This is a genomic window from Cetobacterium sp. ZWU0022 (genome assembly GCF_000800875.1).
Taxonomy (GTDB): domain Bacteria; phylum Fusobacteriota; class Fusobacteriia; order Fusobacteriales; family Fusobacteriaceae; genus Cetobacterium_A.
Genome location: NZ_JRJZ01000097.1, coordinates 1 through 12,921 on the forward strand (window position 1 = coordinate 1; position 12,921 = coordinate 12,921).

General features: G+C 23.8%; 10 protein-coding genes. 5 read left to right on the top strand and 5 right to left on the bottom strand.

Annotation, left to right across the window (positions count from 1 at the left end; genetic code table 11):
* The 5 genes from L988_RS08235 to L988_RS08250 form a co-directional block, all read right to left on the bottom strand.
* On the bottom strand, positions 1-825 hold an 825-nt coding region (locus L988_RS08235), incomplete at its 3' end, for a hypothetical protein (RefSeq protein WP_047383308.1).
* Positions 825-4,925 (bottom strand): hypothetical protein, encoded by a 4,101-nt coding sequence (locus tag L988_RS08240; protein ID WP_047383310.1) that lies wholly within the window; start codon positions 4,923-4,925, stop codon positions 825-827. The genes L988_RS08240 and L988_RS08235, both read right to left, overlap by 1 nt.
* Before the next feature lie 874 nt (positions 4,926-5,799).
* Positions 5,800-6,033, bottom strand: a complete 234-nt coding sequence (locus L988_RS08245) for a hypothetical protein (protein WP_047383312.1) — start codon at positions 6,031-6,033, stop codon at positions 5,800-5,802.
* 23 nt (positions 6,034-6,056) lie between these two features.
* Complete coding sequence (locus tag L988_RS13675) at positions 6,057-6,203, bottom strand: hypothetical protein (RefSeq protein WP_156110639.1); 147 nt, start codon at positions 6,201-6,203, stop codon at positions 6,057-6,059.
* Positions 6,204-6,216: 13 nt separating this feature from the next.
* Entirely contained in the window at positions 6,217-6,393 is a 177-nt protein-coding gene (locus L988_RS08250; RefSeq protein ID WP_197053957.1) for a hypothetical protein, read from the bottom strand.
* A 747-nt stretch (positions 6,394-7,140) separates the two neighbouring features.
* On the opposite strand from L988_RS08250, the gene L988_RS08255 reads away from it, so the two are divergent.
* The 5 genes from L988_RS08255 to L988_RS08275 form a co-directional block, all read left to right on the top strand.
* Positions 7,141-7,887, top strand: a complete 747-nt coding sequence (locus tag L988_RS08255; RefSeq protein WP_047383316.1) for a MobA/MobL family protein — start codon at positions 7,141-7,143, stop codon at positions 7,885-7,887.
* Positions 7,888-7,948: 61 nt separating this feature from the next.
* Entirely contained in the window at positions 7,949-9,364 is a 1,416-nt protein-coding gene (locus tag L988_RS08260) for a hypothetical protein (protein ID WP_047383318.1), read from the top strand.
* A gap of 380 nt (positions 9,365-9,744) precedes the next feature.
* Positions 9,745-11,508, top strand: coding sequence for a hypothetical protein (locus L988_RS08265; RefSeq protein ID WP_047383320.1), 1,764 nt, complete (start codon positions 9,745-9,747; stop codon positions 11,506-11,508).
* A gap of 37 nt (positions 11,509-11,545) precedes the next feature.
* A complete protein-coding gene (locus L988_RS08270) occupies positions 11,546-12,292 on the top strand; it encodes a ParA family protein (RefSeq protein WP_047383321.1) in 747 nt (248 codons plus the stop codon).
* Positions 12,279-12,921, top strand: a 643-nt coding sequence (locus L988_RS08275) for a hypothetical protein (protein ID WP_047383322.1), incomplete at its 3' end; no start/stop codon positions are given. The genes L988_RS08270 and L988_RS08275, both read left to right, overlap by 14 nt.

Consider the following 12,921-nt stretch of genomic DNA (forward strand, 5'->3'; position numbering starts at 1 on the left):
ATATGATTTATTACTTTTATTATCAAAATGCTCATAATTTTTTAATGTCAAAAGTTCTACTTTTATATATTTTGATAAATACTCTTCTAGTAAATCTTTTAAAAGTGTAAAGTAATAAGATTTAAGTTTTGTTAAATCATTAGGAGTTTGAACTAAAAAATTTGTTTCTATACTCTTAGAAAAAGGATTTTTTTCATAATATTTTCCGTCTTCATTTGGTAAAAGTAATCTTGTAGCAGTATCATAACCAATTTTCATACTTCTTTTCAATTTAAACTTATCATAAAAAAGAGATTCATGAGTAAATGTTTTTTGAGTTAAATTTAAAACATATTCCTCAAAGTTATTGGAGTTTTGAAAACTACATCTTAAAAACTTATATATTTTATCTTTAGATAATTTTTTTATAAAAAAGTAGATGGAGTTAATATCAATATATTTTATATCTTTATCCATTTTCATAATATCTTCATAAGCTAAATATCTTATCAAAAGATTTAAAAGTGTCAAAGGTTCAATTTTTTCTAAATCTTCTACTTCATCAATCATATATGCCTCTCCTATTATGAAAGATTCTAAAAAATCTAAACTACCTATATCTAAATTTTGTCCTCCTAAAATATAAAGGTCTTTATTTATATAAAATGATTTTATTCCTTTTAAACTTCGAATTTTCTTTAAAAATAAACTATATTCTTTAAAACTACTCTCTTTTTTTAATCCAACAATATCTAAATTAACCTTATAAATTTTAAAATCTTTAAGTATTTTGCCATAATTTATTTTTTTTATTTTAAATCTACCATCGTAAAAATATTCTTTCATTACTTTCTCTCCAACATTTTTTTTAAATCATTCACTAGAACTTCATTTATTTCTAATTCTTCACTATTTTCTCTATACCTTAAAACTCCTGAAATAAGAACAACTTCACTCTCTTCATATTTACAGGTTTTGTAACTTTCGTTGTAAATATTTTGAATTTTATAAAAAGCTATATCTCTATTTAATACCTTTGATTTATTACTTATAAGGTTTACAATAAATAATTTTTTATCAGAGCTTATGTATCTTCTCTTTTGAATAACTTTCTCTCTGATTATATCGTTGAAAAACTCTCTACTATTAAGTTTTTCTAAATTATAATTTTTATAATCTATATACATACCACTTTCACTTATATCATCAAATATCTCTAACATACCTATAGATAAAACCTCATCTATATTTTTGAGTTTAATATCATAAATTCTAAAAATCTCTTTTATTAAAACTTCACCTAAAGTTCCTTTAAATATGGCTTGATAAATATATGGTAAAACTATCTGATCATTTTTTTCAAACAAACCAACTTTATTCTCTAAAATATCTTTTAAAAGCGGAATAGATTTTAGTTCATCTAAACGACTATCTTTTTTAGAGATATTTCCATTTGTTGTATTAAATAGTATATTATCAATTTTATCTCCAGCACTTCCAAGTACGGTATAATTATCAATTTTTTCCATAGCTGAAAAATAAGCTACACTTTCAATTTCCTCAAGACCTCTTGTAGGATTTTTTAAAACATACATTCTAAATCTTTCATACTTTTTGTAAAAATTCATAAAACTATTTATATAATCTAATCTCTTATCTTCATCTTCTGTATTTCTTATAAGCTGATTATTGATAGATATCTCATCTAAATATGTATTTTCAAAATATCTTCTTACTTCTCGGTCTTTTCTCAATAACTCTTGTTGAAAGTTATTTTTTAAATCTCCCTTTTCTTTAAACGCCTCTGTTAATAAAAAGTTAAAATCGTCAATAAATAATCTATCAGCATCTTTAAAACTTTTAATAACTTCAAAACAATCATTATCTAAATATATATTTCTTTTTTTACATCGAACCTTGGTTCTATTACACCTTCCTATTCCTTGAATAATTTTTCCAATCACATTTTCAGTATAATCATATCTTTTTTTATAAACTTTCTTAAAATCAATATCATTAAATCTATTTAAAAGTAAAGATCTCTCTCTCTTTGTTAAAGCCTTACATCTTAATAATAAGTTGGTATAGTATAATAAAACTATCTTTTCGTTGAACAGATCTTCTAAGCTAACAATGTTAGTTTTATTCTCTAGTGCTATCTCATCAATATCTTTATATTTTAAAGAGATTCCTGTTTCTTTTTGTATATCCTGGTTTAATTTAATTAGTTTACTATCAAGTCTTTTACTATAAGTATGCTTTATATTTACTCCGACTCCAGCACTTTGATAAGTTGTGAATATTATAGTTTTTGTTTTATAATCTTTTAAATTTTCCATCAATTCATTATCTTTTTCATTACTATTTTTTAAAATATCATCTAATTCTTTGGATCTATAAGCATTAAAATAAACTTTTTTCTTTAAATGCTTTCCTAGTTCAAATGCTGTCTTTTTTAAAATGTCTTTATGAGTAAGCCTATTACTTAAAAATAATAAACTACTTGTATCTTCATCTAATAAAAAATTTAAAAAAACTGTTACAGCATAACTAATACAATTTTTTTGAAAATCTCTTTTATTCTCATCTAATTGCTCATCTACACTTTCTAAAGCTCCATTAAATATATTTTTTATAAGCTTTTGTAATCTATATTTCTTTGGATCTTTTAAAAAAGTATTAATATTCTGAAATCCTTTGCTTTGATCTGTTAAAAGTATAGAATTATCTCTAAAAACTGATAATTCTCGCTCAATATTTTTTTCAAAACTATTTATTTTTAAAAGAGATTTTTTTAAAACTTTTTTCTCTAAACTAGTCATTTGAAAATAGTTGTTTTTTAATCTATCTTTTAGATATTTTATATCAAAATTACCTATACATGTTTCTATATTTGCAGTTGCTGATATTCCAAAAACAAAGTTATTTTTACAAATACTATATAAAAATTCCTCTGGAGTTATATACATATACTGACATTTTATTCTAACTTTTCTATTTGTTTTATAATCAGGATTTATTTCTGATATATGTATATAACTATATTCCTTATCCATAAAACTTTTATTATCTTGTAATATTTTTATCTTTTGAATATAGTAGTTTTTATACTCATTCAACATCTCTTTTTGTGATTCTAAATTATATACAAAATGAGTTATTATCTCTTTTTCAATTTCATTATCTTCTTTTAATAACATATGATAGTCGTAAATTTCATTTAACAATTTATAAAATTTATTGTAACTATAGTTAAAAAGATCATCAATTAACGCTGTTAATTCTAAAGAAGTTTTTCTTTCTGTTATTAAACAACTATCATTAGTTATATCAATATAAAGTTTTTTTCTATCCGACTGAACATAGTGATTTTCATTTTCAAAAAGATCTATTCTAGTTTCATTTTCAAGTTCAAAATATTTTGCTGTTGTAAAATACTTCTCTCTTAAAAATTTACCTCTATCCATAAAGAAATTTACTTTCTCCCGAAACTTTATTTTTCTATTCTCTATATTTTGCTTATCTAAATCATCTCTCATACTTTCAAACTTAGATAGCTTTTCTATTAAAGTATTCAACTGATTATTTTGAATGTCTGAAAATAAATTATATCTATCATTGAATACATCTATTATATTTGGGATATTTAAAGTTCTTCTATTTTTTATGAAATCTAAAAATTTGTCTTTAGCTGAATCTATTTCATCTATAAAGATTAAATTATCTCTAAAATTTTCATAAAAATACTCTGTTCCTTTACGTCCAACATACCCATATAAAAATTTGTCCGTTGTCATAATAAGAATTCTCTTTTGAAGATTCTCCTCTATAATCATTGGAAATAGTTTATATAAAAAATTGGGAAGCTTCATATCCTCATAATAAATTTCATTTTTTTCTTTTAAATTAAAAAATTTAAACATACATTTTTTTATTTCGCTCATATATTCTTTTAAAAAATCATTAGAATTTAATGGTGATTTTTTATTTACATGTTCTTTTAAAAGCCTAATTTTTTCTTTAAATTTCCTTATAAAGCTTTCTTTGAACTGAAAAAGATTATAAAATTTTAAATCTTTATCTAAATCATTTAAGATTTCATCTAAAAACCTGGCGTCATTTAATATATCACCAACTGATTTCATTTGAAAAATACACTCTTTTTTACTTTCTTGAGTCTGTGCTTTTAATTTACTAACAATTCCTCTATAAATTTCATTTATATTAATTTTATTGTTAGTAATTATTATTATTTTATTGTGTTTTAAATTTTTAAAATCATCAACTATATTTTTTACAATAAAATTTTCTAGATGAAAAGTTTTACCATTTCCAGTTGGGTGTTGTAACGGAAAATAACCATATGGTTCTTCCGAATATTTCTTAAAAATATCTTCTAAAATATTATCTGTAGATTCTAACTCTTGTTTTTTCTCACTCTTTTGAATTTTATTACTTTCTGTACTTTTTATCTCAATATATTTATTTGCAATAGTTTCAAAGCCTAACATATCATCGATGGTATAAATCTCATCCATCTTTTTAGGATAAAGTTCTTCTAATACCTTTAAACACTCCTCTATATCTAATCCATTTATAATTTTATCTTTCATCAACTTAAATCTTTTATTTTCTGATAAAATCAATTTTGCTATAAGATTATCTATATCATCTTTCTTCAATATATCTTGAGTTAAAATTACATCTTTTGGAATTGATTTTCTAGTTCTTATTAAACTATACACAATTAATTTTTTTAAATCTTCCAAGTATAAATATCTTTTATCATCTAATAGCAAGGGATTTTCTAGCTTCCCATTTTTTAAATTTTGAATAGAATTATTCACCTTTAATTCATGAGATAATGTTTTTAATCCTTTTAGTCTTTTGATTATATCTTTAGAAATTCCAACTCTATTCACAAAATCATTTATTAATATTTTCATGATATCTACTCTCCTTTCAGTGATAAATAACAAGATATATTAGAGCCCCGGGCCTGTCAATAACTTTTTATTCTAAAGTTTTAAAAATAAAAAAATCCTGAATCTACTAAAGAAACAGGATTTATTCTACTCAATTTATTTGAAGCATTATTCAAAAATCGATTTTTACGGCCTTTTTGTCAAACTTAATCTTGTAAGATGTCATTAAGGCTCATCTCAATAAATTTTGCTTATGTTTCACATCATAAGTTTCCATAAAAAAAGTAGAGGGCAACCATCACAAATCCCTCTACTTCACTAATAAATCACCTTCTAATAACTTTAAAACTTTCAATCATTTTCTTAAAAAACTTTTAAATCTCTTAATAGTAAAACAGTTTACTGACTTTAAATCTATTACCTCATATAATAGTTAGAAAAACAACTTCATGATTTGTTAAAATTAATTAAAATATTCTCTCTCTTTATTTTTAAAAATTAAAACATCTTTGAAACTGTGTGATGGCTATTTTTAATACTCTAAAACTACTAAATCCTTTTCTACCTTCCAACTATTATTATGACTTTTAGACGTTTATTTTTTTATTAAAAGTTTAAAAAAAATAAAATATTTTTTAAAACTTTTTCTATATAATCTCTTGTCTAAATATTATAAAAAGTGTTAAAAGTAATAAATAATTTAATCCCCCCAAATAGTAGAACCTCTATCCCCCCCAGAGGTTCTTTCTATTTTTTGTAAATTTTATTTGAATCTTTAGTTAGTTTTAGATATAATTATATTAATATTAGTTTAATAACTATTTTAAAAACAAAAAAATGTTTCAAGATAAAAACCTTAGCCAATGACCTCAATTCAAAAGCTAAGGTTTTTATTTTACATTGATTCTAAGTTTTTTACAAAAAGGACTAATCCTTCCCAATTCTCAAAAGTTTTAATACTAGAAGTACCACTTTCTAGTTCACATTGCATTACATAATTTGCTATAGAAGTTCCATCATTTTTATAGGTTGCAAATATAGTTAATTTACAAGAATTTAAATAACCACTTAATACACATCCCTCATCTACTACATCTCTATATTTATCTTTAAAGCTTTCTAACTTCACTACTTCCTCCATTCGTATATTCTTTACTTTTTAGTTATTCTTATTTTTAAAATTTCATCATCTTTTTTATCAAAAGTTATATCCTTAACTTTAAAATCAAAATTTTTTATTTTTTCATCTATTTCAGTAGCTATTTTTCTTATTAACTTTTCTAACTCTAAGTTTATCAAAAAATCACCTCTTTTATTGTTCTAATTTCCACTCCCCAAATTTTTCCCATTTATCATTTCTTTTTTCATGAACTATAATTTTTCTATTTTTTCCCAATTGCTTTATTAAAGATTCAATATAGGCAAAAGTATTTTCATAATTTTTTAACTCTTTTAATGATAAAATCACCTCTTTTTCTAATAAAGTCACTCTATACATTCTCCACCTACCTTTTTTATTTTAGTATGCTTAATATAATAAGTTTAAATAAAAAAATTTGACTATTATTCCAATTACTAATGTAATCTGTTAATGCTAAAACTATATCAATATTCTTTAATTTTAAATACTTTGAAAATATCTGCTTCCTTTCATAATAATTAAGGAAATATTAAATCTATCTACTTAAAAACCTCTTAATACCTCTAGGCACAAGTTATATTGATCAAATTTCTACTCTTTTAGATTCTATATTTTGATTAAACCTACTTTCAATTTTAATTATATAAATAACTACTACTACACTAATTTCATATTAATTAAAAGTAACACAATAAATTTTACAAATTAAATTCATATTTTTAAAATTGTCTTTTTTCTTTGATTATATCATATTTTAAATTTTTTTCTTTGGAATATAGCTTTAAAATCATCTCTAGATGAGAGTTATAACTCTTCTGAAGTATCTCATCTCTTATAATTTTTAAATATTCAATAATTTTTTTGTTCTATTTTGAATATAAGCTCTTTTATTTTTTGCTCAGTTATTAGGTCAAATTAAAACAAAACAAAAAATAAAGGAATTGATCATTAGCTTGGTATAAGTGAGCAACAGAAGTCACCAGAGTGCACGCTTAATAGTTTCTCACATTTGCCTTGGCAAATTGTGAGAAACTGCGTGTTTGAAGAGGTATTCTGACCTTTCAGGTGTCTTCGACTTTTTTAGGAGGTGAAATCATGGCAAATTATCATTTGAATATATCTTACGGTAAAGTTGGAAAAGGTGGTCCCCATATTGACTATATTTTAGGGCAAAACAAGTATGCTAATAAAGAAAGTGAGATTAAATATACTAATCACAATTTGCCTAACTGGTGCAAATCTCCTAAAGAATTTTGGGTAGCTGCTGATGAAAAAGAAAGAATCAATGGTACAGTCTATAAGGAGATTAGAATCTCCCTTCCTAATGAACTATCTCATGAGAAGAATATTGAACTTTTAAATGAGTTTATAGATACTATTTTAGAGGGAAAATATCACTATTCTGTGGCTATTCACAGTAAAGAAAGTTCATACAAAAATGAGATTTTAAATACTCACGCTCATATTATGTTTTCTCCAAGAGAGCTTGATGGAATTGAGCGAAATAAAGATATTTTTTTTAAAAGAGCTAACGCCAAATCTCCAGAACTTGGAGGATGTAAGAAAAATACAAGCTGGAATAATATAGAAAAGTTATTAGAGATCAGAAAAATTTGGGAAGAGATGCAGAATAAATATTTAGAAAATGCCAATGTTAATGAGAGAGTTTCGTGTGAAACTTTAGAAAAACAAAGAGAGATTGCTTTAGAAAAAGGCGATCATCTTTTGGCTGAATCTTTAAACAGAAATCCTATTCACATTAATGGAGCCTTATTAAAAAAACCTGAAGAGAAATTAAATGAAACTCATAAACAGAAGCTTGAATTTTTTAAGTTAAATTAGAGAGATAAAAGAGTTAAAAGATGAAATTCTAAAATTAGAAAGATTAGAAGCTGAAAAATCTTTGAAAAAAGATGTAATTAAAGAGATTGATTTAGAGTTAAATAGTTTTAGTGATAGTAAATACCAAGATATTTTAGACACTCATGAGAAATTAGAAGGAATAAATGTGCAGATCTTAAAAGTTGAATATGAGCTTTTAAGCAGCTTTAACATGGAAAAAAATAGATTAGATTCTTTAAATCTATTATTGAAAAATTTAAACAATGATAAACTTAATTTAGAAAAGTATTTGGATCAATTTGAAGAAACAATACAAGAGAATGAATTTAAAGTTTATGCAGAAGAAAAATTAAAAAATAGTTTCAATACTATGTTTAATATATTTAATCAAAGCAACTATGAAATAAAAAAAGCTGAAAAGATCTTAAAAAATATTCCAAGACAGTTAAAAAACTTAGAAACTACAAGTTTAAATATTCTAACTAAAGGTGAATATTCTAAATTGAAGAGACAATTGGATTCTAATGAATTAAATCTAATGTTTCATAGAGCTTATTGTAATAACTTTAGATTTGGTGATGAAAAAGAGTTAAATTTCTGTAAAAAAGAGATTCAAATATTAAACGAATCCAATAAAGTTATTTTATTTCAAATTGAAAAAATAAAAAGCGATTATTCCACTCCTGAAATGAGAAATAAAAAGATTAGAATTGAAAAAAGTATAGAGGCAAAATTGTTAAAAGAAAAAGAGTTACAAGAATCTATTCTATTGGACAAAAAAATAATAGCTCTAATTCTTCGTAAAAAGCTCATTAAGATGGATGACGGTGTTTTTGAGCGTTATGTATCCAATAAAGAGTCTGAAAGTCGTAAATCGAATTTAAGAGCTTCAAAATTATCTGAAATTTATAGTTATTTTAAAGATATGAAATTTGAATATATTGAAAACTTAGCTTTAAATAGTTTGAGTAAGGGGAGATACTTTAAAGCTATGAAAGAATACAGAGTTTTAGATAATAAAAGAATTGAGTTACAAATAGAAAAAAATTCATATTCAACTTTATCTAAAAAATTATTGCATTTAGGATCTTTGTCTAGAGTAAATAGAGAACTTAAAAGTGTTAATGAGTCTCTTTTAAAATTAGAAAAAGAGTTTAAAGATATTCAAAGATCAATTGGAGATGAAAAACTTCATAAAGAGATATCTAGAATTAATAATTTAAGAGATAGTATTAGTAATAGATATCATAAACAGAGAAATATGTTTAGAGAGAAATCTGAACTTAACGAATTTTTTATTAAAGAGACAAAAAGCTTAAAAAGAGAATTAGATCTTGAAAAAGATATATCCAATAGATTTACTAAAGCATCTTTAAATTCAAATTATATTAATTTAAGAGGAAAAATCTTAGGTAACTATTTAGTTGATTTTGAAATAGAGAAAAAGAAAAGAAAAAGTTTTAGTATGGATTTTTAAAATTTACATTGTTTATAGTTGTTTTATATTGTTATATTGTTTATATTGTTAGGTAACAAAAAAAATGAAAAAAAACACTTGATTAGACCTTGATTACATTAGGCTAAATGCAAAAAGTATCTATCCTCATTACTGGGGGGTATCTCTCCTCATTACTGAGGGTTTTTTTCCTCGTCATCGAGGGGTATTTATCCTCATTATTAGGGGGTATCTCTCCTCATTATTGGGGGTTTCCTCGTTATAGAGGGTATTTTTTAAGAATTTAGTGATTTTAATCAAAAAATATGTTAAAATCATTATAAAAATATACCTCACTAAAGAGGAAATAAGTATTTTTTAGTGAAATACCCTCACTAAAGAGGAGAAAGGAAGTTGTATTTATGAATTGGTTAGAAGATGAAGTTGTTGAAATGCCAGAAACAGAAATAGTTGAAGAAAATATCTATCTAGATGAAGAATTATTAAAAAATAAATCTCTAATAAGAGTAGATATGAATGCCATACAATATCCTCTGTTTTCTAAAAATCCTAAGCGAAAAGTCAATCAAATTGTGAAGTATTTTTTTAATCAGAAAAGAGATATTTATATCAACGTAGTTCCAATGAATGGAAATTATATTCCAGGTGAATTAGAAGAAAAAATATTTATAATTTTAATGAAGCTTATGAAAAAAAAAGGAATGCAAAGAAGATTTGTTGTAACAGCAAATGAATTAAAAAAAGAATTAAATATGAATACAAAAGATTATGTAAAAAGAGTTAAAGATGCTTTAATTAGATTAGCTTCGACGAATTATCAGTTTAAAAATACTTTATATTCAAATAAAGAAAAAAGTTTATTAACAAAAGAGGTTCATACAACAATAATGAGCTTAGAAATATTAAAATTAGAAGATGAAAAAAATAAATCTTTAAAAGAAAAAATCTCTGATAAGAGAATAAAAGAGGCTTATGAAATTGCAGTTTCAGATTATTTTTATGATAATCTAGTTTCAAAAGGTTATCTAGTTTACGATTCAGACACTCTTTTAACCATTACTAATGGGACTTCTAGAACCATATATATGCTTATTGAAAAATTAAGATTCAATGATTTATATTTAAAAGTAGATATATTATTTCTTATAAAGAGAATTCCATTAAAATATGATAAAAAAAATATTGCTAGAACTATACAGACTATTGGTAAAAGTTTAGAAGAATTAAAAGAAAAAAATTTAATTAAAAATTTTAATTTTATAAAAGATACAACTTGGGAAAAGTCAGAAGTTGAGATATTTTTCTCAGAAACTAATTTAATATTAAAGCAAGATAGATTTTATACAGATTTAAACGATTTTAAAAGAATGACAACCTCTTTAGCAATATCAGATATGGAGCATGAACCCGTTATTGAAAATTTATTAGAAAAAAAAGAAGAAATAACGTTAGAAGTAATTAATGAAATTATAAATAAACTTCCAAATGCTGCTAAAAAATTAAAAACTATGCCTAAGACAATAAAAGATTCTATTGATCATTATGGAATAGAAAAGGTTTTACTAGCAGTTCAATATTTAAAAAAACAAAAAAATTTAAAGAGTCCAAGAGCTTATTTTTTAAAATCATTAGAAAATAATTGGTTTGATGGAGAAGTTTTAGAGGTAAACATTCCTAAAAAAGAATCTAAAAATGAAAATATCTCATTAGAGGTATTAAAAAAAGAAAAAATAATTGATAATTTATATCAAAAATTTGAAAAACTACCTATAAATATTCAAAACGGTATAGAAGGATATGTTTATCGAGAATACATTGAATTGTGTGGAATGGAAACTAAAATACAACAACTAGCTTTTATGGGAAGTAGGAAAAAATTAATCTGTGATTATTTAGAAAGATATCCTCAAATTTTAGAGAGTAAAAAAGAAATTAAAAGTGAAAATGAATCACCCAGAATAGAAGATACTATGATAAATGATAGACAAAAGTTAAAAGAGTGTATAGATGAATATGTAGAATTATATCAAGACTTAATGAAAATAGAGTATGATAATATTGAGATTATTAAAAGAAAAATTATATTGGAATGTGCAGATTATTTTATTCGTAGAAATCTAACTATAGAAAAATTAAAAGAAATAATAAAAAGTAATTTTTTGTAGAATTCACAAAATAATGTTCAAAGATTTAGGAGGAAAAATGGCAAAAATTATTAGTTTACTTAATTTTAAAGGGGGAGTTGGAAAAACAACATCAACACATTCTATAGGATCAGCACTTTCTACTTTTGAAAAAAAAGTTCTTTTAGTCGATATGGATCCACAAGGGACTTTAACTTTTTTTTCTATGGAAGATTCTCCTAACTTATCAGTTTGGGAAGTTTTAGCAGAAAAAAAAGATATAGAAAATTGTGTAGAGAAGTTAGAAGAATTTGACTTGTTACCAAGTACGATAGAATTAACATTAGCAGAATTAGAGTTAAATTCATCTTATAATAAAGAATTTAGATTAAAGAAAGCTATCGATAAAATAAAGGATAAATATGATTTTATATTAATTGATTGTCCACCAAGTCTTTCTATATTTACTTTAAACGCATTAGCAACATCAACAGATTTAATTATTCCTTGTGAATGTGAATTAGCATCCATGGAGGGATTGAATCTATTATTGAAAGTTTTAAAGTCACCTATTAAACATTTAAATCCAGAGTTAAATTTATTGGGAATATTACCAACTAAGTTAGATGGAAGAAAGAAAATATCTGGTGAAGTACATGAAATGCTTTTAAATACTCATTCAAAAGTACTTCCGGCTATAAGAATAAATAGTAAATTAAGTGAGATAGGAATAGAGAAAATTTCTATTTTTAAAGCAGATAAATCTTCAAATGGAGCAAAAGACTATTTAAATGTAGCTAAGGTGATATTAAATGACAGTAAATAGATTAGCAAAAATAAAAAAAAGGTATGAGGAAAGTCAAGAAGATGAAATTGGATTAGGTCAATTGATTAGTAGTGATATAAGAAATTTAAAATCTAACTTTGATTATGATTCTTTAGAGATGGAAATAGAAGATAAAAATTTTTTGATAGAATATGAAAAAAATTTAATACTTCAAGGAAAAAGAATTGGAGAGATTGCATGTGCAATAGGAGAAACTTTAGAAAATGCTAGGAATGTATTTAAAAGATACTCAACAGAAGAGGAGCCTATAAACTTTGCAGCATGGTATAAAGCTATGGGATTTAATAAAGATCAAGTTTATTTATTTAGAGGTAGATTTAAATTAACTTTAGAAAGACCAGAGTATAAAGAAAATATATTAAAACTTTCAGATGCAACGATAAAAGAAGCTATAAATAAAAAAACACCAGAAACTATAGTTAAGAAAGTTTTAGAAGGGGAGTTAAAAACCGCTAAAGAAGTAAAGGAAGAGAGAAAAAAAACTCTAGAAGTAGATCATTTGAAATCGAGAGCTCTCGATTTGGGAAATGAAACGATTCAGGATGCTGAAATAATTGAAATTGTTGAAGATATAACTATTAAACAAGAAATAAATTTATTAGAAATAG

What these genes read in the sequence shown, in the direction of transcription:
- L988_RS08240 (WP_047383310.1), bottom strand. Translation starts at nt 4,925, where the DNA reads ATGAAAATATTAATAAATGATTTTGTGAATAGAGTTGGAATTTCTAAA.
- L988_RS08255 (WP_047383316.1), top strand. Translation starts at nt 7,141, where the DNA reads ATGGCAAATTATCATTTGAATATATCTTACGGTAAAGTTGGAAAAGGT.
- L988_RS08265 (WP_047383320.1), top strand. Translation starts at nt 9,745, where the DNA reads ATGAATTGGTTAGAAGATGAAGTTGTTGAAATGCCAGAAACAGAAATA.
- L988_RS08270 (WP_047383321.1), top strand. Translation starts at nt 11,546, where the DNA reads ATGGCAAAAATTATTAGTTTACTTAATTTTAAAGGGGGAGTTGGAAAA.